At 68.6% G+C, this 24,900-nt stretch carries 21 protein-coding genes; 7 read left to right on the forward strand and 14 right to left on the reverse strand.

Translation table 11 applies throughout. The features are described 5' to 3' along the window. Nucleotides 1-9 precede the first annotated feature (9 nt). Nucleotides 10-489 carry a Cu(I)-responsive transcriptional regulator gene (cueR, locus tag ACSQ9I_RS09125; protein ID WP_436312925.1) on the reverse strand — a complete coding sequence of 160 codons (480 nt, stop codon included), beginning with the start codon at nt 487-489 and terminating at the stop codon, nt 10-12. Continuing rightward, entirely contained in the window at nt 489-2,723 is a 2,235-nt protein-coding gene (locus ACSQ9I_RS09130) for a heavy metal translocating P-type ATPase (RefSeq protein WP_436312926.1), read from the reverse strand. The genes cueR and ACSQ9I_RS09130 overlap by 1 nt, the downstream gene beginning before the upstream one ends. A 332-nt stretch (nt 2,724-3,055) precedes the next feature. On the opposite strand from ACSQ9I_RS09130, the gene ACSQ9I_RS09135 reads away from it, so the two are divergent. Continuing rightward, nucleotides 3,056-3,892: a JmjC domain-containing protein gene (locus ACSQ9I_RS09135; RefSeq protein WP_436312927.1), complete on the forward strand. Its 837-nt coding sequence runs from the start codon at nt 3,056-3,058 to the stop codon at nt 3,890-3,892. Between the two features lie 6 nt (nt 3,893-3,898). Here the strand turns inward: ACSQ9I_RS09135 and ACSQ9I_RS09140 are convergent, their stop codons facing one another. The 3 genes from ACSQ9I_RS09140 to ACSQ9I_RS09150 form a co-directional block, all read right to left on the reverse strand. Next, on the reverse strand, nt 3,899-5,125 hold the full coding sequence (locus ACSQ9I_RS09140; RefSeq protein ID WP_436312928.1) for an IS110 family transposase: 1,227 nt from the start codon (nt 5,123-5,125) through the stop codon (nt 3,899-3,901). Between the two features lie 277 nt (nt 5,126-5,402). Continuing rightward, complete coding sequence (locus ACSQ9I_RS09145) at nt 5,403-6,665, reverse strand: c-type cytochrome (RefSeq protein WP_436312929.1); 1,263 nt, start codon at nt 6,663-6,665, stop codon at nt 5,403-5,405. Between the two features lie 2 nt (nt 6,666-6,667). Next, nucleotides 6,668-7,384, reverse strand: a complete 717-nt coding sequence (locus ACSQ9I_RS09150; RefSeq protein WP_436312930.1) for a c-type cytochrome — start codon at nt 7,382-7,384, stop codon at nt 6,668-6,670. Between the two features lie 101 nt (nt 7,385-7,485). Here ACSQ9I_RS09150 and ACSQ9I_RS09155 point away from each other — a divergent pair, with 101 nt between their 5' ends. Next, entirely contained in the window at nt 7,486-8,136 is a 651-nt protein-coding gene (locus ACSQ9I_RS09155) for a DUF1345 domain-containing protein (RefSeq protein WP_093102159.1), read from the forward strand. Here the strand turns inward: ACSQ9I_RS09155 and ACSQ9I_RS09160 are convergent. The 3 genes from ACSQ9I_RS09160 to ACSQ9I_RS09170 are packed head-to-tail and all read right to left on the reverse strand — an operon-like array spanning nt 8,133 to nt 11,115. Beyond that, nucleotides 8,133-9,089, reverse strand: coding sequence for a DMT family transporter (locus tag ACSQ9I_RS09160; RefSeq protein ID WP_436312931.1), 957 nt, complete (start codon nt 9,087-9,089; stop codon nt 8,133-8,135). The two genes, ACSQ9I_RS09155 and ACSQ9I_RS09160, sit on opposite strands and share 4 nt — an antisense overlap. Continuing rightward, nucleotides 9,086-9,583, reverse strand: a complete 498-nt coding sequence (locus ACSQ9I_RS09165) for a methylated-DNA--[protein]-cysteine S-methyltransferase (RefSeq protein ID WP_436312932.1) — start codon at nt 9,581-9,583, stop codon at nt 9,086-9,088. Before ACSQ9I_RS09165 ends, ACSQ9I_RS09160 begins: the two co-directional genes overlap by 4 nt. Continuing rightward, entirely contained in the window at nt 9,580-11,115 is a 1,536-nt protein-coding gene (locus ACSQ9I_RS09170) for a DNA-3-methyladenine glycosylase 2 family protein (protein WP_436312933.1), read from the reverse strand. The genes ACSQ9I_RS09165 and ACSQ9I_RS09170 overlap by 4 nt, the downstream gene beginning before the upstream one ends. Before the next feature lie 109 nt (nt 11,116-11,224). On the opposite strand from ACSQ9I_RS09170, the gene ACSQ9I_RS09175 reads away from it, so the two are divergent. Beyond that, on the forward strand, nt 11,225-12,607 hold the full coding sequence (locus tag ACSQ9I_RS09175; protein WP_436312934.1) for a phosphomannomutase/phosphoglucomutase: 1,383 nt from the start codon (nt 11,225-11,227) through the stop codon (nt 12,605-12,607). Nucleotides 12,608-12,618: 11 nt separating this feature from the next. Beyond that, nucleotides 12,619-13,974: a 3-deoxy-D-manno-octulosonic acid transferase gene (locus ACSQ9I_RS09180; RefSeq protein ID WP_436303400.1), complete on the forward strand. Its 1,356-nt coding sequence runs from the start codon at nt 12,619-12,621 to the stop codon at nt 13,972-13,974. Between the two features lie 6 nt (nt 13,975-13,980). Here the strand turns inward: ACSQ9I_RS09180 and ACSQ9I_RS09185 are convergent, their stop codons facing one another. From ACSQ9I_RS09185 to ACSQ9I_RS09210, 6 genes are read right to left on the reverse strand one after another with little or no spacing between them, the layout of a single operon-like run. Continuing rightward, nucleotides 13,981-15,498 (reverse strand): TolC family outer membrane protein, encoded by a 1,518-nt coding sequence (locus tag ACSQ9I_RS09185; RefSeq protein ID WP_436312935.1) that lies wholly within the window; start codon nt 15,496-15,498, stop codon nt 13,981-13,983. A gap of 22 nt (nt 15,499-15,520) precedes the next feature. Beyond that, entirely contained in the window at nt 15,521-15,859 is a 339-nt protein-coding gene (locus ACSQ9I_RS09190; protein WP_093102168.1) for a rhodanese-like domain-containing protein, read from the reverse strand. A gap of 11 nt (nt 15,860-15,870) precedes the next feature. Next, nucleotides 15,871-16,554: a protein-L-isoaspartate O-methyltransferase family protein gene (locus ACSQ9I_RS09195; protein ID WP_093102170.1), complete on the reverse strand. Its 684-nt coding sequence runs from the start codon at nt 16,552-16,554 to the stop codon at nt 15,871-15,873. 29 nt (nt 16,555-16,583) lie between these two features. After that, nucleotides 16,584-19,814: an efflux RND transporter permease subunit gene (locus ACSQ9I_RS09200; RefSeq protein WP_436312936.1), complete on the reverse strand. Its 3,231-nt coding sequence runs from the start codon at nt 19,812-19,814 to the stop codon at nt 16,584-16,586. A gap of 12 nt (nt 19,815-19,826) precedes the next feature. After that, nucleotides 19,827-20,987, reverse strand: a complete 1,161-nt coding sequence (locus ACSQ9I_RS09205) for an efflux RND transporter periplasmic adaptor subunit (RefSeq protein WP_436290729.1) — start codon at nt 20,985-20,987, stop codon at nt 19,827-19,829. Then, complete coding sequence (locus tag ACSQ9I_RS09210; RefSeq protein WP_436312937.1) at nt 20,984-21,664, reverse strand: TetR/AcrR family transcriptional regulator; 681 nt, start codon at nt 21,662-21,664, stop codon at nt 20,984-20,986. Before ACSQ9I_RS09210 ends, ACSQ9I_RS09205 begins: the two co-directional genes overlap by 4 nt. Before the next feature lie 100 nt (nt 21,665-21,764). On the opposite strand from ACSQ9I_RS09210, the gene msrA reads away from it, so the two are divergent. From msrA to ACSQ9I_RS09225, 3 genes are all read left to right on the forward strand, one after another. Continuing rightward, complete coding sequence (gene msrA, locus ACSQ9I_RS09215) at nt 21,765-22,319, forward strand: peptide-methionine (S)-S-oxide reductase MsrA (RefSeq protein ID WP_436312938.1); 555 nt, start codon at nt 21,765-21,767, stop codon at nt 22,317-22,319. A gap of 50 nt (nt 22,320-22,369) precedes the next feature. Continuing rightward, nucleotides 22,370-22,711 carry a hypothetical protein gene (locus tag ACSQ9I_RS09220; protein ID WP_436312939.1) on the forward strand — a complete coding sequence of 114 codons (342 nt, stop codon included), beginning with the start codon at nt 22,370-22,372 and terminating at the stop codon, nt 22,709-22,711. Between the two features lie 81 nt (nt 22,712-22,792). Continuing rightward, the gene (locus ACSQ9I_RS09225; RefSeq protein WP_436308781.1) at nt 22,793-24,895 is read left to right on the forward strand and encodes a TonB-dependent receptor; all 2,103 of its coding nucleotides are present in this window, start codon (nt 22,793-22,795) and stop codon (nt 24,893-24,895) included. The last annotated feature ends 5 nt before the right edge of the window (nt 24,896-24,900 follow it).

Below are 24,900 nucleotides of genomic sequence, written 5' to 3' on the forward strand. Positions count from 1 at the left end.
ATCCGGCACCTAGACTGTCGAGTCCGCCTGCAAGATTTGGCGCTTGGCAGCAACAGGATGGCGGCCCGCAATTCCGGTGAGGTCGGCGAGCTCGTCAATGATCGGACAGTCTGGCCGCTCGTTTCCCTGACAGCAATCCGCCAGCCGCTCCAGCGTGCGCTTCATGCTTTCCATCTCTTCGATGCGCCGGCCGAGATCTTCCGCATGTGCGAGCGCGATGCGCTTGACGTCAGCGCTTGCACGGCGCTTGTTCTGCCACAGCTTCAGCAGCTCGGCAATCTCGGCCATGCTGAAGCCGAGCGCGCGCCCTCGCCGGATGAAGCGCAGCGTGTGCACATCGTTCCCGGTGTACTGGCGGTAGCCCGAGTCCGTCCGGCTGATCTTGGGCAACAGGCCGAGAGATTCGTAGTGCCGGATCATCTTGGCGTTGACCCCCGAGCGGGTGGCTGCATCGCCGATGTTGAACGGCCCCGCAAAAGTACTGCTCATCACGCACCTCCTTTCCAGCGCCGCAGGAGCAGCGCATTGCTCACCACGCTCACGCTGCTGAAGGCCATCGCCGCGCCGGCGATCACCGGGCTCAGCAGGCCGAAGGCCGCGAGCGGGATGGCGACCACGTTGTAGACGAAGGCCCAGAACAGGTTCTGCCGGATCTTGGCGTAGGTGCGGCGCGAGATGTCGATCGCGTCGCTCACCAGCGCCGGGTCGCCGCGCATCAGCGTGATGCCGGCCGCATGCATCGCGACGTCGGTGCCGGTGGACATCGCGATGCCGACGTCGGCCGCGGCCAGCGCCGGCGCATCGTTGATGCCGTCGCCCACCATCGCAACGCGCTGGCCCTCGACCTTGAGCTGCGCGACCACGGCGGCCTTGTCTTCGGGCAGCACCTCGGCGCGCACGGTGTCAATCTTCAGCAGCTTCGCCACCGCCTCGGCGCTGCCGCGGTTGTCGCCGGTGACCAGCGCCGTGCGGATGCCCTGCGCGTGCAGTTGTTCGATGGCGGCCGCGGCATTCGCCTTCGGCGCATCGCCGAAGGCAAGGAGGCCGATCAGCTTCGGACCTTCGCTGACGTCGGCCAGCCAGGACACGGTGCGGCCTTCGGCCTGCAGCTGCGAGGCGCGCGCGTCGAGCTTGCCCAGCGGCACCGAGAGCTCGCGCATGAAACGCGTGCTGCCCAGACGCAGCGCGCGGCCCTCGACCGTGGCCGCCATGCCGCGCCCGGCCGCGGCGCGCACTTCGCCGGCGCGCGGGATCGCGAGGCCCATCTGCTGCGCTCGCGCGAGCACCGCGCGCGCCAGCGGATGCTCGCTGCCCGCCTGGATGGCTGCGCTTGCGCGCAGCAGGGCGGTTGCATCGCCGTCCACCGCTTCGAAGGCCGCCAGTTCCGGCCGACCTTCGGTCAGCGTGCCCGTCTTGTCGAAGGCAACGATCTTCACGCTGTGCGCCACTTCGAGCGCCTCGGCGTCCTTGATCAGCACCCCGTGGCGCGCGGCCACGCCGGTGCCGGCCATGATCGCGGTCGGCGTCGCTAGACCCAGCGCGCAGGGGCAGGCGATCACGAGCACGGCCACCGCATTGAGGATCGCGGCTTCCCAGTCGCCCGTGCCCAAGCCCCAGCCGAGCACGGTCACGAGCGCGATGCCGATGACGATCGGCACGAAGACGCTGCTGACCCGGTCGACCAGGCGCTGGATCGGCGCCTTCTTCGCTTGCGCGGATTCGACCAGCCGCACGATGCGCGCGAGCGTCGATTCCGCGCCCACCGCGGTGGTCCGGACGACGAGCAGGCCCTGGCCGTTGACGGCACCGCCGGTCACCGCGTCGTCCACTTGTTTGGCGACCGGCAGGCTTTCGCCGGTGATTAGCGACTCGTCGACCTCGCTCGCGCCCTCGGCCACGAGGCCGTCCACCGGCACGCGCTCGCCGGGCCGCACGACCACCAGGTCGTCGACCTGGACCTGCCCGAGCGCGACGTCCCGGTCCACGCCGTTGCGGCGCACGCGGGCGCGCTCCGGACGCAATGCATTCAAGGCGCGGATCGCCTCGGTGGTCTGGCGCTTGGCCCGCGTCTCCAGCCACTTGCCCAGCAGCACCAGCGTGATCACCACCGCCGAGGCCTCGAAGTACAGATGCGGCGGCATGCCGTCGCCCGCATGGGTATAGAGCAGGTAGACGCTCAGCCCGTAGCCGGCCGTGGTGCCGAGGGCCACCAGCAGATCCATATTGCCGGTGCCAGCCTTCAGGGCTTTCCATCCGGCGCGGTAGAAGCGCGCTCCGAGCCAGAACTGCACCGGTGTCGCCAGCGCGAGCTGCAGCCAGCCGTCGAGCATCCACGCGCTGCCGAACAGGAGGCCCAACATCGGCAGCATCAGCGGCGCCGAGAGCAGGGCCGCCACCGCGACCGGCCACCAGTCGGGCCAGCGGCGAGCGACCGTGGCCGGCGCAACGGGCGCCTCCTCCTCGACCTCGTGCGCGGCATAGCCCGCCTTCTGAACGGCGGCGATCAGGCTGTGCACGTCGAGCGAGCGGTCGACGAACGCGACCTCTGCCTTCTCTGTGGCCAGGTTCACCGTCGCGGAAGCCACGCCCGGCACTTTGGCCAGCGCCTTCTCGACGCGCGAGACGCAGGATGCGCAGGTCATGCCCTCGATCTGCAGACTCAGCGTCTGCTCGCCGGCGTCGTGGCTCGATGCGGGCGGCCGTAGCGCCAGGCTGTCGTTCATGAACTCTCCTATTTCCAGACGGTGTTGCAGCTGGCAAGGAGCTTCAACCTTCCCATGATGGGAGAGTCAAATGATCTCACGGGACAACCTTGTTCCGCGCGCGGTCTACGGGTGGTCCGTTCTCGCCGGCTGCCGTTTAATCTGGCTGTGGAAAGGTAAACGAAAGTATTAGACGCGATGAAGCGCGCCGGGGAGATGCGATGGGAGATTGCACCGCGATTGCCGTGCCGTCCTCTGCAACCCATAGGTTGTGGATGGATGACCCTGCAAGTTTTTCGACCTACAGGATTGCTACGTTGCATCACAACCTGCACGAGCATCCTCTGTTTCAAATGCGCGAACTCGCGAAGCTCGCCAAGGAGCTCGTCCCGTTCAGCCAGTGCCGGTTCATGCGGCCGGACATCACCCCGGCTTCCAAGATCGCGCACGACAGCCTGCATCCGGACGGGCGCAGCATCGACGAGTGTTTCGAGCGCATCGAAGAGCTGAATTCGTGGCTCGCCCTCTACAACATCGAAGTCATTCCGCGCTACCAGGCCTTGCTGTTCGACATCGTCGACACCATGCGCTTCTATGTGGAACGCGAGCAGCCGGACATCTTTCGGGTGAACGGCTTCGTCTTCATCACGGTGCCGCCCTCGGTGACGCCCTTCCACATCGATCGCGAGAACAACTTCTGGCTGCAGTTGCATGGGCGCAAGACGCTGTACGTCTGGGACCATGCGGATCGCAGCATCGTGCCGGCCGAGGCGGTGGAGGATTTCATCGTCACCCATTCGCTCAGGAAGGTGCGCTTCAAGGAGGAGTTCAGGCCTCTCAGCCACGAGTTCAACGCCCGTCCGGGAGACGGCGTCTATTTCCCGAGCACCTCGCCGCACATGACGAGTTCCGATACCGCCTGGACCTCACCGGGTGACCGCGTGTCGATCTCGGTCGGCGTGACCTTCTACACCTCGGTCACGCGCATGACCGCTCGCGTCCACCAGGTGAACCGGGTCTTGCGCAGATGCGGCCTCTCGCCCGCCTACCCCGGCGAGTCGCCCGCCGTGGACGTCCTCAAGGCGCCCGTGGGCCGGCTGATCGGTGCTGCGCGATCTTCGATCGTCAAGAGGATCGGGCCGGCCGCGCGCTTCAAGCTGTCGACGGCGCCGCCGCCGGGCTCCTACTAAGAAGCGCTAACCCGTATGTACCAGCGCAGGAACATCGCAGCCGAGGTCTTGAAGTCGTTTCATGAGGCGACGGATGATCTTGGTTCGATCCTGGCGGTCGAAGTGTTCGCTGCCCAAGTCGTTGTACTCGGTGCCGTCGCGAAGCATGTGGTACGCGGCGGTGAGCATCGAGGCGGCCACAGCGAGGATGGCCTTCTTGGCTCCGCGGCGTGCCTTGATACGCAGGAACTGCGCTCGCAGGTAGCTGGTCTTCACGCGCACCGCGGCCCAGGCGGCGGTCACCAGGGTGGTCTTGATCCAGGTGCCGCTCTTGCGCACGCGGGTGGAGCGACGCTTGCCGGCGCTCTCGTCGCTGCGCGGACACAGGCCTGCCCAGGAGATCAGATGGCCGGCACTGGGGAAGCGCGACATGTCTACGCCGATCTCCGCCACTACGACGCTGGCCGTCAGGTCACTGACCCCCGGCATCGTCGTGAGCAGGCGGGCGCGCTGCCGGATCGGCGCCAGCGCTTTTCCCACGGCCGCATCCAGTTCGGCCAACGTGCGTTGCAGGGCATCGATCACCTGCAGGTGCAGCCGCAGCATCGTGCGATGGTGCTCGGTGATGCGTCCGCGCAGCGCCTCGCGCAGCTCAGCGCTCTTGTTGCGCGCCGTGCCCTGGGCCAGCGCGGCCAGATGCGCCGGATCGCTCTGGCCGGCGACGATGGCATCGAGCATGGCGCGCCCGCTCTTGCCCAGCACATCCGACAGGACGCTGCCCAGCTTGAGATTGGCGTCCTCCAACACCTTTTGAATGCGCAGCGAGTGCTGAGAGACCTCGCGCACGAGTTGCTTGCGGGTGCGGGTGAGGTCGCGCAGCTGCTGGATGGCCTGCGGCGGCACGAAGCTGGAGCGGATCAAGCCGTGCGCGAGCAGATCGGCAATCCACATCGCGTCGTTGACGTCGGTCTTGCGACCAGGCACGTTTCGAATATGCGCCGCATTGGCCAGCACCAACTCGAACTCAGCCTCCAGCACATGCCACACCGGCTTCCAGTACACGCCGGTGGCCTCCATCGCCACGTGGGTGCAGTCGTGCTCGGCCAGCCAATCGGCCAGTTCGAGCAACTGGGCAGTCGTGGTGCCGAAGCTGCGCACCTCCTGATGCATGGGCGGCGAGACGCATCGCACGCAGGCCACGATGGTGTCCTTGTGCACGTCCAGGCCCGCACAGCGCGTGTAAAGCACTTGCATGAGAACCTCCTGGCGGTTGATGGGCACCGCAGGCAGTCCTCGTCATCGAACTCTACTAAGCGTGCTTCGGGGCGTCGCCGCCCTCTGCCACATTCCGGGGTGCTCGCAGGACTGCGGGTCCAACTACTGAACGGGCTTGTCGCACCAAGGGAAAGCCGACCTCGTCAGCAGCGCCCAAATTCATCCTACAACCACGCGCCATCTGTCGCCAGCCACGTCCCCCGCTTCATGCCCCGGGGTCGGGCTCGCCCGATGGCGAACTACTGAGCGCGAAGCCTCAGCGGCGCATCGTTTCCCGCTGCGTGACCGGCGGCGCGTTGTTGCCCCACGAGCCGCGGATGTAGGTCAGCACGGCGGCGATGCCGTCGTCGTCGAGCACATGGCCGAAGGGCGGCATGCCGTAGGGCCGTGGATTGCCGGCGGTGGAGGGCAGGAAACCGCCGTGGCGCAGTGCCTGCACCAGGTTGACCGTTGAATCCATCTTGACCGTGCGGCTGCCCGCCAGGGCCGGGTAGGCACCCTCGGCGCCTTGGCCCGCGTCGCCATGGCAGTAGGCGCATTGCTGGTCGTAGATCTTGGCGCCGCGCGCCATCACGCCGGCATCACGGCGCGCGGGTGCTGTCGCTGCAGCAGTCGGCGCGCGTTCGGGTAACTGCTTCAGGAACACCGCCATCGCCTGCAGATCGGCCTCGCTCAGGTGCTGGGTGCTGCGGTACACCACGTCGGCCATCGGCCCCATGACCGAGCCGCGCGGCGAAGTGCCGTTCTTGAGCAGGGCGACCACGTGCCGCGTGTCCCAGTCGGCCACGCCGGCCTCGCGCTTCGAGTTCAGCGAAGGCGCATACCAGTTCTCGACCGGGCCGCCCGCGAGGCCCAGCTTCTCCTCGGTGGCGCCCAGCACGTTGCGCGTGCCGTGGCAGGCGATGCAGTGGCCGAGGCCGTCGACCAGGTAGGCGCCGCGGTTCCATTCGGCCGGCTTCGCCGGATCGGGAACGAAGCCGCCGGGCGAGAAGAAGAGCGCGCGCCACACCGCGAGTGCCGCTTGCGTGTCGTAGGGAAAGCGCAGCTTGTGCGGCGTGTTCGGCGCCGGCGCGGGCGGCACGGTCCGCAGGTAGGCGTAGATCGCGTCCGAATCCTCGCGCGACACGCGCGTGAAGTTCGGATAGGGGAAGGCCGGGTACAGCAGGCGTCCGTCCTTCGAACGTCCGTTGTGCATGGCGCGCCAGAAATGCGCCGCGCTCCAGCTGCCGATGCCGGCGCTTTCGTCGGGCGTGAGGTTGCTTGCGTACACGGTGCCGAAGGGCGTGTCGATGCCGAGCCCGCCGGCATAGGGCGCGCCGCCGCGCGTCGTGTGGCAGCCGGCGCAGTTCCCGGCCAGCGCGAGATAGCGGCCGCGTTCGACCTGGGCCGGTGTGGCACTGAAGGCTGCAGGGACGTCGGGCAGCTTGTCTTCGCCGCGCAGGTTGAACGCGACGATCGCAAGCGCGGCCAGCACCAGCAGCGCGAGTACCCCAAGCAGCGCGTAGAGGAGGCGTCGCATGGCTAGGGCCCCATCGCGCTGCAAGGGATCGGCAGGGGTCCCGGCAGCGCGGGTGCGGGCTTGGGATTCGCCGGCACCGGCTGCAGGGCCAGCCAGCTCGCCACCGCGTTGATGTCGGCCGGGTTCAGCTTGCGTCCCACCTTGGCCATGCAATCGGGCGGCAGCGCATGGCGGCCGTTGTTGAGCCAGTCGCCGAGCTGCGACGCGAGATAGAGGCGAGGCAGGCCGAGCAGCGAGGGAATGGCGGGCGCCACACCGGTGAGCGCTTCGCCATGGCATTGCGCGCAGGCCGGAATGCCGCGCCGCGCATCGCCCTGGAGGGCGAGGGTCTTGCCGTGCTGCAGGCTTTGCTCCGACGCGTGGGAGCGGGTCGGCACGGGTGGATAGGGCAGGTCGAGCCCGGCGAAGTAGCCTGCGATCTCGCGCAGGTAGGCATCCGAGAGGTGACGCACCATGTGGACCATGTCGCTGTTGAAGCGCCGGCCGTCGCGAAAGCTCAGAAGCTGGTTGTAGAGGTAGCCCTCGGGCTTGCCGGCCAGGCGCGGGAAGTAGCCCGCGTTGGTGCTGGCGCCTTCGCGGCCGTGGCAGGCAATGCAGGCTGCCACGCGCTGCTCGATAGTGTCGGGGACGCGGGTGGATGTCGCGGCGGCGGCAGGCGGCAGCGGCGCGAGACTGCAGGCGGCGAACAGCAAGGCGCGCCAGTAGCGTGGGATGTTCATGGGTTGCGCGCGATTCTCCCCGCATGGCCGCCGGGAGAACAGGCTCAGTGCGCGCTCCGGCGACCGGATCAGTTGCAGTCGCAGGGCGCTACAGTGCCTGCATGCGCATCCTTTTTTCGCGGATGGTCGGCTGGCAGCGCCTGCTGTGCTGCGCGGTCATCGGCCTGGCGGCGGCCCTGCTGCCCTGGCCGCTGGACGGCATTGCGCGCGGCCTGCTGGGCTGGTGCTTCGGCGCTGCCTTGTACCTGCTGTCGGCCTGGTGGCTGGCCGAAATCTCGGATGCCGAGAGCACGCGGCTGCGCGCGCAGTCGCTGGACCAGCCCAGCGCACTGATCCTGGCGAGCATGTTGAGCGTGGTCGGCGCCAGCGTGGTGGCGATCGCGATGCTGCTGCAGCAGGTCAAGCAGATGGGCGGCGTGGAGCGCGCCGGCCATATCGCGCTCGGGCTGGTCGCGCTGGCGGGCTCCTGGCTCATGATCCACACGATCTACGGCTTTCACTACGCGCACCGCTACTACCAGGTGGAACGCGGGCGCAAACACCCGGGGCTCGATTTCCCCGGCAAACTGGACCCCGACTACTTCGACTTCCTCTACTACGCCTTCGTGGTCGGCATGTGCTCGCAGGTGTCCGACGTGCAGGTCAGCTCGCGCGAGATGCGGCGCATCACGCTCGTGCACAGCGTGCTGTCCTTCGCCTTCAACATGCTGGTGCTGGCGCTGTCGATCAACGTGGTGGCCGGCGTGATCTAGGCTGGGGCGCTCTGCCGGCGTCCCAGCTTGACCAGCCCGGTCGACAAGGCCACGCCGCAGACGATCACCACCGCGCAGATCAGCATCCACTGCGTGATCTCCTCGCCGAGGAACACGGCGCCGTAGAACAGCGCGAACACCGGCACCAGGAAAGTCACGGTCAGCGCGCGCGCCGGCCCGGCGGTCTCGATCAGGCGGAAGAACAGGATGTAGGCCAGCCCGGTGCAGGCGGTGCCCAGCACGATGAGCGCGAGCCAGGCCTGCAGGCTTGGCATCGTCGCCGGCCAGAGCCAGAGGGCCGGCAGCGCGAGCGCCAGCGTGGCGCCGATCTGGCTTCCGGTTGCCGTTGCAAGCGCCGGCACGCCGCTCAGGTGCTTGCGCGTCAGGCTGGCCGCGAAGGCATAGCAGATGCAGGCCGCGAGGCAGGCGCCGATGGCCCAGCGTGCGGCGGCCTCATCGGCCCCCGATTGCAGGCCCGCGCTGCGGCCGGCCAGCATCGCGACGCCGGCGAAGCCGATCACGAGGCCGATGCCGCGCGAGCGATCGGGCCGTTCGCCGAAGAAGCGCCAGGCCACCAGCGCGCCGAACATGGGCACCGTCGCATTGATCACCGCGGCCAGGCCGCTGTTGATGGTGAGCAGCGCGAAGCAGAAGAAGGCGAAGGGCAGGCCGGAGTTGAGCACGCCGATGCCCAGCGCGGGCTTCCAGTATTGCCTGAAGCTGGACCATTGGCCGCGCATGAACAGGAGCGGCAGCAGAAACAACATCGCGATCGCGACGCGCACCGCGGCCGTCGGCAGCGCGCCGAATTCGGCGGCGCCTACACGCATGAACAGGAAGGAAGCGCCCCAGAGCATGCCCAAGAGCACCAGATCGACCAGCCAGCGGCGGTTGGCCGGGCGTGCGGCGGTTGGCAGCGGAGCAGCGGCCGTCGTGCACTCGCCTTCGCTCACAGCGCACCTTCCAGTTCGAGCAGCGCGCTCTTGCGTTCGAGCCCGCCCGCATAGCCGGTCAGCGAGCCGTTGGTGCCCAGCACGCGGTGGCAAGGGACGATCACGCTGATCGGATTGCGGCCCACGGCGGCGCCCACCGCGCGCACGGCGGCCGGCTTGCCGATGCCGGCGCTCAAGGCGCCGTAGCTGATGGTGCGGCCCGCCGGAATGGCGAGCAGGGCTTGCCACACCGCCTGCTGGAAGCCGGTGCCGTGCGAGAGGTCGAGCGGCAGGTCGAAGTGGTGGCGCTTGCCGGCGAAGTAGTCGGCGAGCTGCGCGCCCGCCTCGCGCAGCACCGGGTGCTTCGCATCAGGCTGCCAGCCGCTCGTGTCAGGCCAGTGGCGTTGCCGGTCGAACCAGACGCCGGCCAGGCCTTCGTCGGTGGCGGCCAGCGTGATGCCGCCGAGCGGGCTCTCGATGTGGGTGCTGTAGATGGTGGTGTTCTTGAATTTCATGGCTGATCGGAAGGAAGTGCTGCCGTGGCATCGGCAGCGGGTAGAGGACTGTGCCAGGCGCGCAGCACCGCGTAGCTGCGCCAGGGGCGCCAGGCTTGCGAGGCTTCGGTTGCGGCGCGTGCAGAGGAGACGCCGAGCGCCTTTTGCAGCGCGACGTCGCCGGCCGGGAAGGCATCGGGCCAGCGCAGCGCGCGCATCGCGATGTACTGCGCGGTCCAGTCGCCGATGCCGGGCAGGGCCTGCAGGGCGGCGAGCGTGGCGGGCACGTCGGCGCCGGCATGCAAGGCCAGCCGGCCGGCCGGCACCTCGCGGGCGAGCGCGCTCAACGCGGCCTGCCGTTGCCGCACGATGCCGAGCTGGCCCAGCGCATCGCCGCTCGCGCCGGCGATGGCCGCGAGCGTGGGGAACAGGCGGTCCAGCCCAGCGATCGGCGTCGCGATCACTTCGCCGAAGGCCTGCACCAGTCGCGTGCCCATGGTGCGCGCCGCGGCCACCGTGATCTGCTGGCCGAGCACGGCGCGCACCGCGAGCTCGAAACCGTCGACCGTGCCCGGCACGCGCAGCCCGTCGCCATGCGGAAAGCTCGCATGCAGCGCACTGTTGATCGCCATCGGCTCGGCATCCAGGTCGAGCATGGCGCGCACGCGGCTGATCACGATCGGCAGCACCGCGGCCAGCGAATCGCCGACGCGCAGCAGCAACTGCTCGCGCTGCGCGTCGAAGCGAAGCTGGAGCCAGCCCGCATGCACGTGTTCGCCCTGCACGACGCGCAGCGTGCGCGCCAGCTGCGGCGTGCCGCCGGCATCGGTGATCGACTCGACGCCGCCGAGGGCCCGGCGCGCGAAGAAGCCCAGCATCGCCGCACCGTCATAGGGCGGCCGGAAGCCCAGCCGCACGTCGATGGCCTCGCCTTCGCGACCGTCGCCCGCAGGGCCGGCGCGCCGCAGCGCGCTCGGATTGAGGCCGTAGTGTGTCACGAAGGCCGCGTTGAAGCGGCGCACGCTCGCGAAGCCGCTGGCCAGTGCGACCTGCGTCATCGGCAGCCGCGTGTCGGCGATCAGCTGCTTGGCGGCCAGCAGGCGGCGCGTCTGCAGGTACTGCAGCGGCGACACGCCGAACTGGGTCTCGAAGATGCGGCGCAGGTGGCGGTCGCTCACGCCCAACCGCGCGGCGATGCGGGCGGCGCCGGGGCCGGTTTCGTCCCAGGCATCGGGTTCGTCGATCAGGCGCGCGGCTTGCAAGGCAAGGATGCGCGATGCGTCCTCGGTCGACCAGCTCGCGGCCCGCGGCGCGAGTTCGGGCCGGCAGCGCAGGCAGGGCCGGAAGCCCGCGGCCTCGGCCTGTGCCGCATGGCGGAAGAAACGGCAGTTCTCGCGCCGCGGCAGCTTCACGCGGCAGACCGGGCGGCAGTAGACGCCGGTGGAGGTCACGCCGGTGAAGAAGGAGCCGTCGAAGCGTGCATCGTGGGCCTTCATGGCCAGGTAGCAGGCGTCGCTCTCGAGTCCGGCGGTGGGTGCGATGGCGGGAGACATGGGGAAATGATAGGTGTCCGTGCGCGCAGAAGTAGCCATTTCCGGACATTTGGCTCACGAGGGCCATGCCTACAATGGTCCTCAGTTTGTGAACTTTCAAAGGAAGCCCATGCAGCTCAGCGCATCGATCTTCAAGGCCTATGACATTCGCGGCGTCGTGCCGACCACGCTCGACGCCGAGGTCGCCGAGGCGCTCGGCAAGGCCTTCGGCAGCGCGGCGCGCGCGGCCGGCGAGAAATCGGTGGCGGTGGGGCGCGACGGGCGCCTGTCGGGCCCCGCACTGGTCGAGGCCCTGATCCGTGGTCTGGTGGCCACCGGCATCGAAGTGATCGATGTCGGCGCCGTCACGACCCCGATGCTCTATTTCGCGGCCAACACGCTGGCCGACAGCGGCATTCAGGTCACAGGAAGCCACAACCCAAAGGATTACAACGGTTTCAAAATGGTACTGGCCGGCCGTGCGATCTACGGCGACGAGATCCAGGGCCTGTACAAGGTGATGGAAGCCGGCAGCGCCAAGCTCGCCCCGGGCGGCAGCGTGCGCAAGGTCGACGTGACCGAGGCCTACACGCAGCGCATCGTCGGTGACATCAAGCTGGCGCGTCCGCTCAAGATCGTGGTCGATTCGGGCAACGGCATCGCCGGCGCGTCGGCCCCGGCCATCCTGCGCGCCATCGGCTGCGAGGTGACCGAGCTCTTCAGCGAGGTCGACGGCGACTTTCCCAATCACCACCCGGACCCGAGCAAGCCCGAGAACCTCAAGGACCTGATCGCCGCGCTGCAAGCCGGCGATGCCGAACTGGGCCTGGCCTTCGACGGCGACGGCGACCGCCTCGGCATCGTCACCAAGGACGGGCAGAACATCTATCCCGACCGCCAGATGATGCTGTTCGCGCAGGACGTGCTCTCGCGCGTGCCGGGCGCGACCATCATCTACGACGTCAAGTGCTCGCAGCGCCTGGGCCCCGCGATCGAGGCCGCCGGCGGCAAGCCGCTGATCTACAAGACCGGCCACTCGCTGATCAAGGCCAAGATGAAGGAGATCGCATCGCCGCTGGGCGGCGAGATGAGCGGCCACATCTTCTTCAAGGAGCGCTGGTTCGGTTTCGACGACGGCACCTATGCGGGCTGCCGCCTGCTCGAGATCCTGAGCAAGACGCCGAATGCGAGCGACACGCTCAACGCACTGCCGACCAGCTTCTCGACGCCCGAGCTCAACGTGAAGTGCGCCGAAGGCGAACCGCACGCGGTGGTCGATCAGCTCGTGAAGACCGCGAAGTTCGATGCCCCGGCCAAGGTCTCGACCATCGACGGCGTGCGCGTCGACTGGCCCGATGGCTTCGGGCTCATCCGCGCCTCCAACACCACACCGGTGCTGGTGTTGCGCTTCGAAGGGCAGACGCAGGCGGCGCTGGACCGCATCCAGAAGGAGATGCTCGCGCTCCTGAAGAGCGCGAAGCCCGACGCCACCCTCGCGGAAGCCGCGCACTGAATTTTCGAAGCGTGCGTTCGTTGCTGCTGCGCCTCTACGGCGTCTTCACTTCTCTGGCCGAACCCCTGGTGCGGCGCAAGCTGCGGCGCCGGGCCGTGGCCGAGCCCGGCTACGCGCATGCGGTAGAAGAACGCTTCGGCCACTATGACGAAGCTGCGAGCGGCACCGGCTGGTGCTGGATCCATGCGGTCTCGCTCGGCGAGGCGCGCGCCGCCGGCATCCTGATCGCCGAGCTGCGGCGGCAGTACCCGGGCATCCCCATCCTGCTGACCAACGGCACGGCCACCGGGCGCGAAGAGGGCGCCAAGCTGCTGGAAGACGGCGATCTGCAGGTCTGGCAGCCCTGGGATGCGCCCGAGCCGGTGGCGCGCTTTCTCGATCGCTTCCAGCCGCGCATCGGCGTGCTGATGGAAACCGAGGTCTGGCCCGAGATGTCGGCGGCCTGCGCTGAACGCGGCATTCCGCTGGTGCTGGCCAACGCGCGGCTGAACGAGAACTCGCTGGCCTCGGCCGAGCGCCTGGGCTGGCTCGCGCGGCCCGCCTATTCGGCATTGGCCGCCGTGTGGGCGCAGACCGAGGCCGATTCGCACCGACTGGTTTCGCTCGGCGCCAAGGTGGCGGGCGTGTTCGGCAACCTCAAGTTCGACGCCACGCCCGATGCGCGCCAGCTCGCGGCGGCGACCCGCTTGCGCGAGCAGCTGCCGCGGCCGGTGGTGGTGTTTGCGAGCTCGCGCGACGGTGAGGAGGTGCAGCTGCTCGAAGTGCTCAAGCGCTTCGGCGCGCTGGCGCCCGTGCCGCCGGCGCAGGACGCGGTGCAGTCGATTGCCAAGCGGGTGCACGAGGTGCAATGGATGATAGTGCCGCGTCATCCCCAGCGTTTCGACGACGTCGCGGCGCTGGTCGAATCCCACGGCTTCGCGGTGGCGCGGCGCAGCGCGGCCGGCGCGCCGGCCGAATGCGAGATCTGGCTCGGCGATTCGCTCGGCGAGATGGCGCTCTACTACGGCCTGGCCGACGCGGCGCTGCTGGGCGGCAGCTTCGAACCGCTGGGCGGCCAGAACCTGATCGAGGCCGCGGCCTGCGGCTGCCCGGTGATCATGGGGCCGTCGACCTTCAACTTCGCCGAGGCGGCCGAACTCTCGCTCGCGGCCGGCGCCTCGCAGCGCGTGGACAACATGGAGCAGGCGGTCACGGCGGCGCTCAAGCTGGTCGAGAAGCCTGAGCGGCGCGAAGCGATGGCCGAGGCCGCCCTGGCTTTCGCCAACTCGAACCGCGGCGCGGCGCAGCGCACGGCGGCGGCGGTGCTGGCGGTTGCGGAGGCGGCGACGGCCGAGACCGAGGAGCGGGCCGAGCCCAGTCTCGAGTAGGACGCTCTAGCGCGTCGGCGGCAGGATCACCGGCGGCGGTGGCGGCGAAGGCATGACCGGCGGCGGCGGGCTGAAAGGCGGCACCGGCACCGGCGGCACGACCGGGATCGGCGTGGCGGGCCGGCCGGGCGCCGGGGCCTGCTGCGAGGCCGGCGGCTGTGCCGGCGTGGCGGTGCTGTCCACGGCAGGGCGGCCGTCGGTGGCCAAGGTGCCGTTGATCGCGCGCAGGTCGTCGGCCGTCAGCGTGCCGTTGGCCTGCCGCAGCTTGAGATTGCCCAGCAGCACGTTGTAGCGCGACACCGCGAGGTCGCGCTTGGTCTGGAACAGCTGGCTCTGCGAATTGAGCACGTCGATGTTGATGCGCACGCCCACCTGGTAGCCGAGCCGGTTGGCATCGAGCGCGACCTGGCTGGAGGCCTCGGCGGCTTCGAGTGCCTTCACCTGCCCGGCCCCCGAGACCAGTCCGAGGTAGGCCGCGCGCGTGGCTTGCGTCACGCTGCGGCGCGTCGATTCGAGCACCGAGCGCGACTGCTCTTCGAGCGCCAGCGTTTCCTTGACGCGGTTCTCGGTCGCATAGCCCGCGAACAAGGGCAGGGTGAACACCACGCCCACGGTCGCCGCATTGATGCGCGAGCGGCCCATGGTGGTGCTGGTGCCCTGCGGGTTGTTGGTGACGTTGTAGCCCAGGTTCGCGTCAAGGGTGGGCTTGTGGCCGGCTTCGGCCTTCCGGACTTCGAGCGTGGCCACGTCAAGGCCGAGCCGCGCCTGCCGGATCGAGGGATGCACGTCCTCGGCCTGCGCGACCCAGGCGTTGATATCGGCCGGCATCACCTCGGGCAGCACCACCGGCGCGGCCAGCGGAACCGGCACGCTGCCGGGGCGGCCGACCAGCTGGTCGAGCGCGATCTTCTTGACCTGGAGGTCGTTCTCGGCCGCGATCTCCTGCGAGATCACGAGGTCGTAGCGCGCCTGGGCTTCGCGCGTGTCGGTGATGGTCGAGGTGCCGACCTCGAAATTGCGCTTGGCCGATGCCAGCTGCTCGGCCACCGCGATCTTCTGCGCCCGCACCAGCGCCAGGCTGTCCTGGGCCGAGAGCACGTCGAAGTAGGCCTGGCTCACGCGCACCACCAGGTCCTGGTCGGCGATGGTCAGCACCGCCTGCGCGATGTCGACCTGGCGCTTGCCCTGTTCGTAGGTGGCCCAGTTCGCGGGCCGGTAGAGGGGCTGGGTGGCGTTGACGCCGACGTTCTGCGTGTTGAAGCCGCGCGAGGTGTTGCCGACGGGCGTGTCGACGTCGAGCTCGGTGTGCGAGGCACCGGCCGACAGCCCGACCGCCGGCAGGATGCCGGCCTTGGCCTGGGCCGCGCGCGCCAGGCTGGCGTCGTACTGCGAACGCGCGGCCTGGTAGGTCGCGTCGTAGCTGCGCGCCGATTCGTAGAGATCGATCAGGCTCTGGCCGTGGGCCGGCAGTGCGAACGCGGCGGCGAGCGCCACCGAGAGGGGAAGAAGCCGGAGCACGGGCATTGAGCGTCCTTGGGAAAAGAAATCAGTAGCGCGGCACAGAGGGGTCGTGCTGCGTCGACCAGGCATCGATGCCGCCGGCGACGTTCGCCACCTCGGCAAAGCCGTTCTGGATCAGGAAGGCGGCCACGCGCTGGCTGCGCGCGCCGTGGTGGCAGAGGCAGGCGATGCGCTGCGCCGGGTCGAGCTCCGAGATGCGGGCCGGAATCTCGTTCATCGGGATCGCCACCAGCGTGAAGCCCTGCGGCACCACGCTCGCGGTTTGCACTTCCCACGGCTCGCGCACGTCCAGCAGCACCGGCTGCGCACTCGCGTCGTGGCCGAACCAGTCGGCGAGTTCGGGCGGGCGGACCTGGTCGATCATGAGAGCTCCGCTCAGAAGTTGAAGCGCGAAGGCGCAGGGAAGTTCAAGAGGCGCGGCGCCACCGTGTCCCACGGCTGCACGATGTCCCACTTACCTTCGCCGACGCGCGTGACGAAGTGGGCGCGCATCATCGGTTCGTCGCCCACGATCGCCGCCAGCCGGCCGCCCATCTTGAGCGAGCCCATCAGGCTCTGCGGCAGGCGCGCGACCGAGCCGCTGAGCACGATCACGTCGAAAGTCGGTCCGCTGGGCAGCGGCACGGCGCCGTCGGCGTTGCGCACTTCCACGTTGTTCACGCCGTTGCGGCGCAGGTTCTCGGTGGCGACGGCCGCTAGCCCAGGATCGATCTCGAGCGTCAGTACTTGCGCCGCGCGGTGCGCCAGCAGCGCGGCCATGAAGCCGGAGCCGGAGCCGATCTCGAGCACGGATTCGTGCTTCTGCACATGCAGGTCTTGCAGCATCCGCGCCTCGACTTTGGGCGAGAGCATGCACTGGCCGGGCTCCTTCGTCTTGGCGCCCTCCAGCGGGATCTCCATGTCGAAGAAGGCCAGGCCGCGGTGGGCCTTGGGCACGTAGTCCTCGCGCCGGATGTGGGCCAGCAGGTCCAGGATTTCGAGATCGAGCACGTCCCAGGGACGGATCTGCTGCTCGATCATGTTGAAGCGCAAGCGCTCCAGGGTGGGAATGGGGTTCATGTGCTTTTTCCTCGTGCGGGTCGGGTCAATCAGGACAAACCTTCAATTTTAGGCGGCGGCTCCACAGTGTCGGCCGTGCGCGTGACCGCTTGCTGGCGGTGCCAGCGGCGCCGGGCCCAGTTCGCCAGGTCGTCCATGTAGCAATAGACCACCGGCACCACCACCAGCGTCAGCAGCGAGGAGGTGATCACGCCGCCGATCACGGCCTGGCCCATGGGCGCGCGCTGCTCCGAGCCTTCGCTGATCGCGAAGGCCAGCGGCACCATGCCGAAGATCATCGCCAGCGTGGTCATCAGGATCGGGCGCAGCCGCACGCGCGCCGCGAGCAGCAGGGACTCGGCGCGCGGCAGGCCCGGCACCGGCGTGCCGTCGGGCGCGACGCCGCTCTCGCGCGAACGGATCGCGAAATCGACCAGCAGGATGGCGTTCTTGGTCACAAGGCCCATCAGCATCACGATGCCGATGATCGAGAACATCGAGAGCGTGGATCGGAACATCAGCAAGGCCAGCACCACGCCGATCAGCGTGAGCGGCAGCGCCGTCATCAGCGCCAGCGGCTGCAGGAAGCTCTTGAACTGGCTGGCCAGGATCATGTAGATGAAGATGATCGCCAGCGCCAGCGCCGACACCGCATAGCCGAAGGACTCCTGCATGTTCTTGGTCGAGCCGCTGAACTGCCAGACGTAGCCCGGCGGGAAGGCGATGCCGGCCAGCGCCGTGCGGATGTCGGCCGACACTTCGCCGGCCGAGCGGTTGGCCACGTTGGCATTGATGCTGACCTCGCGCGCCAGTGCGCGGCGGTTGATCTGGTTTGGCCCGGTGGCTTCGCGCACATCGGCCACCTGCTGCAGGCGAACGATGCGGCTGGAGCCGTCGGCATTGGCGCCCATGGCGGTGCTGACGAAGGGCAGGCGCGCCAGGTCGGCCGGCGAGTTGCGCACCTCGGGCGCCAACCGCACGTTGACGTCGTAGGTCTGGTCGTCGGGCGCGCGCCAGTTGCCCACCGTGGTGCCGGCCACCAGCGTGCGCAGCGCGTTCGCGACCGGCGCCACGCCGAGGCCGAGGTCGGAGGCGGCATCGCGGCGCATCACCACGCTCACGGTCGGCTTGTTGGGCTTCTGGCTCGAATCGAGATCGACCAGCCCGGGAATCGGGCGGATCGCCTCCATCACGCGCTGCGTGAGCCGTTCGAGCTCCTGCAGGTCGGGGCCCTGCAGCGAGAACTCGATGACCTTGTTGCCGCCCACCGAGTCGCGCAAGCCCACGTGCGTGACCGTGATGCCCGGGATCGCGCGCAGCTTCTCGCGCAGCACGCCCGACATCTGGTCGACGCTGCGCTCGCGCAGCTTGCGCTCGACCAGGCGCACGTAGATGCTTGCGTAGATCTTGCCCTGCGCGTCGCCGGTGTTGATGGTGCTGAGCGTGTAGCGCACCTCGGGCATTTCGCGCAGGATGCCCTCGACCTGGCGGGCCTTGGCCTCGGTCACTTCGAGCGAGGAGCCGACCGGCGTGTAGAAGTTGATCGCGGTTTCCGAGAAGTCGGCCTTGGGCACGAACTCGGTGCCCAGGAGCGGCACCATCACCACGCTGGCGGCGAAGATGCCGAGCGCCGCGGCCAGCGTGGCGAGCTTGTGCACGAGGGACCAGCGCAGGATGGCCTGGTAGGCTTCAGCGAGCCGGTCGGTCGCGCGGTCGAACCAGCCGGTGACGCGGCCGATGGTCTTGTCGTAGAAGGTCACGGGCGGGCCGCGCTTGCCGTGCGTATCGATTGCAGGGTCGTGCCAGATGCTCGAGAGCATCGGATCCAGCGTGAAGCTCACGAACATCGAGATCAGCACTGCCGCCACGATGGTGATGCCGAACTCGTGGAAGAACTTGCCGATGATGCCTTCCATGAAGCCGATTGGCAGGAACACCGCGACGATCGAGAGCGTGGTCGCCAGCACCGCGAGCCCGATCTCCTGCGTGCCGTCGAGCGCCGCGCTGTAAGGCGCCTTGCCCATCTGCACGTGGCGCACGATGTTCTCGCGCACCACGATCGCGTCGTCGATCAGCAAGCCTACGCACAGCGACAGCGCCATCAGCGTCACCATGTTGATGGTGAAGCCGAACATGGCCATGAACCAGAAGGTGCCGATCAGCGCGATCGGCAGCGTGAGCCCGGTGATCACGGTCGAGCGCCACGAATTCAGGAACAGGAACACGATCAGCACGGTGAGCAGCGCGCCTTCGATCAGTGTCTCCCGCACGTTGTTGACCGCGACGCGGATCGGCCGCGCAGCGTCGGCGATGGGTTCGAGCTTGACGCCGGGCGGCAACTGCGGCCGGATGTCGGCGATGGCCTTCGTGAGCCCGTCGACTACCGCGATGGTGTTCTCGTCCTGCGCCTTCTGCACCGACAGGAGCAGCGTGCGCTGGCCGTTGTAGAGCGCGAGGCTCTCGAGTTCCTGCGCGCCATCGCGCACGGTCGCCACCTGGTCGATGCGGATCGGCGCGCCGCCCCTGCGCATCAGGATGATCTTGCCGAAGTCCTCCGGCCGCTCCATGCGCGCATCGACCTGCACCACGCGTTCCTGCTCGAGCGAGCGCACGGCGCCCACCGGCAGCGCCTGGTTCTCGTTGCGCACCGCCTCGACCACCTGCGACGCACTGACGCCGAAGGCTTCCATCGCCTGCGGATTGAGATAGATGTTGATCTCGCGCTTGGTGCCGCCCACCAGCGTCACCGAGCCGACGCCGCGCACGTTCTCCAGCCGCTTCTTCAGCACCTGATCGGCCCAGTTGGTCAACTCGACCGCGCTCGGTTGTTTGTCTTCCTGCCCATCGGGCAGCACGGCCACCGACCACACGGGCCGCGAGGCCGGGTCGAAGCGCAGCACGCGCGGATCTTTCACCTCGTCGCGGAACAGAGGCCGCACCGCTGCGACCTTTTCGCGCACGTCGTCGGCCGCCTTGCGGCCGTCGACGTAGAGCTGGAATTCGATGATGACGACCGACTGGCCCTCGTAGCTGCGCGAGGTGAGGGCGTTGATGCCGGCGATCGAGTTGACGCCTTCCTCGACCTTCTTGGTCACCTCGCTCTCGACGATCTCGGGCGAGGCGCCCGGGTACTCGGTGATCACCACCACCACCGGGAAGTCGATGTTCGGGAACTGGTCGACCTGCAGCCGCTGGTAGGAGAAGATGCCGAGCACCACCAGCGCGAGCATCAGCATGGTCGCGAAGACCGGGTTCTTCAGGCTGACGCGCGTGAACCACATGGTATTGCGCGCTCAGGGCGCGGCGACCGGCGAGAGGCGCACTGCCGTGCCTTCGCGCAGCGAGCCGACGCTGCCCGCCACCACCACCGCGCCATCCTCGACGCCGCGCACCGCGACCAGCGTCTGGCCGTCGACCTGGCCGCGCTGGCCGGTCTGGACCGCGCGGTGGGCGATGCGTCCCTCGATCACCATCTGCACGTAAGGCGCCGGCTTGTCGATGCGCACCGCGGACAAGGGCAGGGCGAGCGCGTCGACGCGCCCCACGTCGATGCTGCCCTGCGCGAACAGGCCCTGGCGGAAGCCGGCGCTGCGGTCCAGCCGCAGGTAGACCAGCACGCTGCGGCTGCCGGCCTGTGCGCTCGGGTTGACGCGCACCACGCTGGCGCCCACCTTGCGGTTGGTGCTCGCCGGGTCTACAGCGCTGCTGCCTTCGATCTGCAGCGTCGCGCGCTGGCCCACGCGCACCGCGACCGAGTCGGCTGCCGCGAGCGTGGCCTCGACCTCGATGCGGCTCAGGTCGACCACCTCGATCACGCGCGCATCGACAGCGACGCGCTCGCCCGGCTGCGCCAGCCGCTGCGCGACCTGACCGGTGAGCGGGCTCTTGAGCACGGTGTCGGCGAGCGACTTGTGCGCCATCTCCACCGCGGCGAGCGCGGCGCGGTGGGTCGAGAGCGCGGCGTTGAGATTCGACTGCGAGGTGTCGAGCGCGGTGCGGGAGATGAAGCCCTGGTCGACCAGCGCCTTGTTGTTGTCGTAAGTGCGTTGCGCCACCTCGGCCTGCGCGCGGGCCGAGTCCGCCTGCTCCTGAGCCTGGCGCACGCGCGACTGGTACTCGACCGGGTCGATGCGCGCGACCACCTGGCCGGCCGTGACCGCATCGCCCTCGCGCAGCGTGAGGCCGATCAGCTCGCCGGCCACGCGGGCCTTGACCAGCGCCGAATCGACCGCCTTGAGCGTGCCCGAGACCGCCAGCGTCTGCGCGAGTTCGCGCCGCGTGGCGCGCACCACGTCGGACGGCGAGAGCTGCACCACCGTTTCGGCCGGCTTCGCGGCGGCGGCGACCGCGGCTTGCTGCGCGCGGCGCGCCTCGATGGCGCGCAGCACGCCGCCGGCCAGCAGCGCGACGACCACTGCCGCGACCGCCCATTTGATGACGAGTGACCGCTTCATACGCCCGCCTTCGGCGGCATGCTGAGCCCGTGGAGCACGGTCTCGGCCTGGGTCGCAAGGTACTTCTCGGGATCGAGATCCGAATCGGCGTCGACGCAGATGACGGCCGAGTGCTTCCACAGCATCAGGAAGAGCATCGGCGCGATGATGGCGTAGATCGCGTGGCCGACGTCGACCGGCGCGAACTCCCCGCTGTCGATGCCGCGCTGCACGATGCGCCGCATCAGCGTGTGCCCGGGCCGCACCACCTCTTCGCGGTAGAACTCGGCCAGCTCCGGGAAATTGCGGCCCTCGCTCAGCATCAGCTTGGTGAGGCCCGAGGCCTTGGTCGAGCCCACGCGCTCCCACCAGATGCGCATGCAATAGCGCAGCATGTCGGAGGTGCTGCCCTCGAACTCCTCGAACTCCTTGTTCCACTCGGTGAAGCGGCCGGACAGGTTCTCGACCACCACCGCCTTGAAAAGTTCTTCCTTGCTCGGAAAATAAAGGAACAGGGTGCCCTTGGACACGCCGGCGCGCGCCGCCACCTCTTCGGCACGGGTGGCCGCGAAGCCCTTGTCGACGAACAGGTCCAGTGCGGCCTCGAGCAGTTCCCCGGGACGCGCCTCCTTGCGGCGCTCGCGCTTGGCGCGCGCTGTGCTGCAGAATTTGTCGCCGAGGAAACGGGGAGCGGGCATGGATTTCTTAATGACTCACGGGTTAGTAATGTAGTGAGCGTGCCTGGACCCGTCAAGCCGCGACAATGCAGGGTTCGCCAATTTCCACCCTGGAGTTTTCATGTCCACGCCATCACCGCAAACCGAGATCATCGCGCTGGGCGGCGGCTGCTTCTGGTGCACCGAGGCGGTTTTCGACCGCGTGCAGGGCGTGGTGGATGTCGAATCGGGCTACAGCAACGGCGAGACGATCAATCCGAGCTACGAACAGGTCTGTACCGGCCGCACCGGCCATGTCGAGGTGGTCCGGGTGGAATTCGATCCGCAGCAGATCACGCTGCGTGAGATCCTGGAGATCTTCTTCGTCATGCACGATCCCACGACCCTCAACCGGCAGGGCAACGACGCGGGGACCCAGTACCGCAGCGGCATCTATTACGCCAACGACGCGCAGAAGCAGGTCGCCGAAGAGGTGATCCGCGAGATCGAGGCCAGCAAGACCTACCGCTCGCCGATCGTGACCGAGGTGAAGCCGCTGGCCAACTACTCGACCGCCGAGGCCTACCACCAGGACTACTTCCTGAACAACCCGAACCAGGGCTATTGCACCTTCGTGGTCGGGCCCAAGGTCGAGAAGTTCCAGAAGACCTTCGCGGCGCGGCTCAAGAAGGCCTGAGCCATTCTTCTTTCATGCGCCTCGCACGCCACCCGCTCCGAGCCCGCGCCATGCTGTGCGTGCTGGCGCTCGCCTTGTGGTTTGCGACGACGCTCGGGCTCGTGCACCGCACGATCCACAGCCCGCTTGCGGCGCATGCGCATGCGGCTGCGTCCGCCCATGCGGGAGAGGCGGACCATGGGTCCCATGGCCTGGTCGCGCTCTTCGGCGAGCACAGCGATGCCGATTGCCGGCTCTACGACCAGTTGTCCCACGGCCCGGCCGCGCTCTGCGTGCCGGCCCTCCTGCTGCCGGTCATGCTGCCGGCGGCCACCTTTGCCTATCTCGAGGGCGAAGCAATCGCCCGATGGGTCGCGCTGTTCGACGCGCGCGGCCCGCCTTCCGCTCGCTGAATCCGCCTTGCCGACCGACAGCTGCACCCGCCTTTTCGCGGGCTGCGGCCGGTCTTTCATCGATTCAACGAGTGTTCCAACATGTCATCCCATTTCCGGCGCAACGCCATCGGCGTTGCCGTTCTTTCCCTTTTGTCCTGCGCTGCCTGGGCGCAAGCCGACGCGAGCGCGCCCGCGCCTTCGCTGCCCGAGGTCACCGTCACCGGCAACCCGTTGGGCGCCACCGACCTGATCGCACCGACCACCACCCTCTCCGGCGACAGGCTGCTCTTGCGTTCCCAATCCACGCTCGGCGAGACCCTCAACGGCCTGCCGGGCGTCAGCAGCAGCTACTTCGGGCCCAACGCGAGCCGGCCTTCGATCCGCGGCCAGGACGGGGACCGCATCCGCATCCTGCAGAACGGCGGCGCGGCACCGGACGCCTCCTCGCTGAGCTACGACCACGCGGTGCCGGTCGATGCCCTCGTCACCGAACGCATCGAGGTGCTGCGCGGGCCCTCGGCGCTGCAGTACGGCGGCAGCGCGGTAGGCGGCGTGGTCAACGTGATCGACAACCGCATTCCGAGCGAGCCGATCGACGGTTTCGGCGGCCGCGCCGACCTCGGCTACGCGACCGGCAACCGCGAGAAGAGCGGCGGCGTGGTGCTGGAGGGCGGCAACAACCGCTATGCGCTGCACGTGGATGCCTTCAACCGCGACGCGGACGATACCTCGGTGCCGATCGAACTCGGCTGCGAGAACCCGCGCCGGCCCGGCCTGGCGCGCAAGATCTGCAACTCGGCCAACCAGGCGCACGGCGGCGCGATCGGCGGCAGCCTGTTCTTCGACCAGGGCTGGATCGGCGCTTCGGCCAGCACTTACCGCAGCGACTACGGCACTGTGGCGGAGGACGACGTCACCATCAAGATGAAGTCCGACCGCTATGCGCTCGAAGGCGAATGGCGGCCGGGCGGCTTCTTCACCAGCATCCACGGCAAGCTGAGCCGCACCGACTATCGCCACACCGAGTTCGAGGGCTCGGAGACCGGCACGGTGTTTGCCAACAAGAGCAACGATCTGCGCATCGAGGCGCGCCATCAGAAGATCGGCGGCGTGGAGGGCTTGATCGGCTTCACCAACGAAAGCAACGACTTCTCGGCCGTCGGCGACGAGGCCTTCGCGCCGCACAGCCGCACGCGCTCGCGCGCCTTGTTCCTGCACGAAGAGCTCGGTACGTCGTGGGGCCGCCTGAGCTTCGGCGCGCGCACCGAGCAGGTGAAGGTGCGTTCCTTCGGCTATCCGGAAGATCCGTCGGTCACGCGGTTCGCCGTCGGCGAGCGCAGCTTCAATCCGCACAGTGCGGCCTTCGGTGCGCTGGTCAACCTGGCGCCCCAATGGCAGCTGACCTCGAACCTCGCCTACACCGAGCGCGCGCCCAAGGACTACGAACTCTTCGCCAACGGCCCGCACGTCGCGACCGCGGCCTGGGAGGTCGGCGATCCGAACCTGCAGAAGGAAAAGTCGGTCGGCTTCGACCTCGGCGCCCAATGGAAGTCCGGCGCCAACAGCGCGCGCGTGAATGCCTACGTCACGCGCTTCCGCAACTACATCGGGCTCGCGGCCTCGGGCAATGTGCGCGGCGAGGACGGCGAGATCAACCCGGGCCCGGTGGAAACCGACGAAGGCCTGCTGTTCCCCGACGTGGTGGACGAGTTCGTCTATCGCGGCGTGCGCGCCCGCTTCACCGGCATCGAGGCCAACGGCAACCTGCGGCTCCTGGGCACCGACGGCTTCTCGCGCGCGGCCGACGGCTCCACGCTGGACCTCGAATGGCGTGCCGACCTGGTGCGCGCGAAGAACACCGATACCGGCGAGCCGCTGCCGCGCATCTCGCCGGCGCGCGTGGGTACCACGCTGGCCTACGGCAACGGGCCATGGACGGCGCGCCTGGGCTTCGACCACTACGCAGCCCAGCGAAGGGTGCCGAGCATCGGCGCCCGCGAGACCGATGCCTTCACGCTGTGGAATGCGGCGCTCACCTACCGCATGAAGGTGCAGCGCGCCAACCTCACCTGGTATGCGCGCATCGACAACCTGACGAACAAGCTGGCCTACAGCGCGACCTCGATCCTGACCACGACCGCCTTCCCGGATGCGCCCTTGCCGGGGCGGACCTTGAAGGTGGGCCTGCGCGCGACGTTCTAGCGCCC

This window comes from Variovorax sp. LjRoot84 (genome assembly GCF_964254305.1).
Classification (GTDB): Bacteria; Pseudomonadota; Gammaproteobacteria; order Burkholderiales; family Burkholderiaceae_C; genus Variovorax.

What these genes read in the sequence shown, in the direction of transcription:
- cueR (WP_436312925.1), bottom strand. Translation starts at nt 489, where the DNA reads ATGAGCAGTACTTTTGCGGGGCCGTTCAACATCGGCGATGCAGCCACC.
- ACSQ9I_RS09130 (WP_436312926.1), bottom strand. Translation starts at nt 2,723, where the DNA reads ATGAACGACAGCCTGGCGCTACGGCCGCCCGCATCGAGCCACGACGCC.
- ACSQ9I_RS09135 (WP_436312927.1), top strand. Translation starts at nt 3,056, where the DNA reads ATGCGCGAACTCGCGAAGCTCGCCAAGGAGCTCGTCCCGTTCAGCCAG.
- ACSQ9I_RS09140 (WP_436312928.1), bottom strand. Translation starts at nt 5,125, where the DNA reads ATGCAAGTGCTTTACACGCGCTGTGCGGGCCTGGACGTGCACAAGGAC.
- ACSQ9I_RS09145 (WP_436312929.1), bottom strand. Translation starts at nt 6,665, where the DNA reads ATGCGACGCCTCCTCTACGCGCTGCTTGGGGTACTCGCGCTGCTGGTG.
- ACSQ9I_RS09150 (WP_436312930.1), bottom strand. Translation starts at nt 7,384, where the DNA reads ATGAACATCCCACGCTACTGGCGCGCCTTGCTGTTCGCCGCCTGCAGT.
- ACSQ9I_RS09155 (WP_093102159.1), top strand. Translation starts at nt 7,486, where the DNA reads ATGCGCATCCTTTTTTCGCGGATGGTCGGCTGGCAGCGCCTGCTGTGC.
- ACSQ9I_RS09165 (WP_436312932.1), bottom strand. Translation starts at nt 9,583, where the DNA reads ATGAAATTCAAGAACACCACCATCTACAGCACCCACATCGAGAGCCCG.
- ACSQ9I_RS09170 (WP_436312933.1), bottom strand. Translation starts at nt 11,115, where the DNA reads ATGTCTCCCGCCATCGCACCCACCGCCGGACTCGAGAGCGACGCCTGC.
- ACSQ9I_RS09175 (WP_436312934.1), top strand. Translation starts at nt 11,225, where the DNA reads ATGCAGCTCAGCGCATCGATCTTCAAGGCCTATGACATTCGCGGCGTC.
- ACSQ9I_RS09185 (WP_436312935.1), bottom strand. Translation starts at nt 15,498, where the DNA reads ATGCCCGTGCTCCGGCTTCTTCCCCTCTCGGTGGCGCTCGCCGCCGCG.
- ACSQ9I_RS09190 (WP_093102168.1), bottom strand. Translation starts at nt 15,859, where the DNA reads ATGATCGACCAGGTCCGCCCGCCCGAACTCGCCGACTGGTTCGGCCAC.
- ACSQ9I_RS09195 (WP_093102170.1), bottom strand. Translation starts at nt 16,554, where the DNA reads ATGAACCCCATTCCCACCCTGGAGCGCTTGCGCTTCAACATGATCGAG.
- ACSQ9I_RS09200 (WP_436312936.1), bottom strand. Translation starts at nt 19,814, where the DNA reads ATGTGGTTCACGCGCGTCAGCCTGAAGAACCCGGTCTTCGCGACCATG.
- ACSQ9I_RS09205 (WP_436290729.1), bottom strand. Translation starts at nt 20,987, where the DNA reads ATGAAGCGGTCACTCGTCATCAAATGGGCGGTCGCGGCAGTGGTCGTC.
- ACSQ9I_RS09210 (WP_436312937.1), bottom strand. Translation starts at nt 21,664, where the DNA reads ATGCCCGCTCCCCGTTTCCTCGGCGACAAATTCTGCAGCACAGCGCGC.
- msrA (WP_436312938.1), top strand. Translation starts at nt 21,765, where the DNA reads ATGTCCACGCCATCACCGCAAACCGAGATCATCGCGCTGGGCGGCGGC.
- ACSQ9I_RS09220 (WP_436312939.1), top strand. Translation starts at nt 22,370, where the DNA reads ATGCTGTGCGTGCTGGCGCTCGCCTTGTGGTTTGCGACGACGCTCGGG.
- ACSQ9I_RS09225 (WP_436308781.1), top strand. Translation starts at nt 22,793, where the DNA reads ATGTCATCCCATTTCCGGCGCAACGCCATCGGCGTTGCCGTTCTTTCC.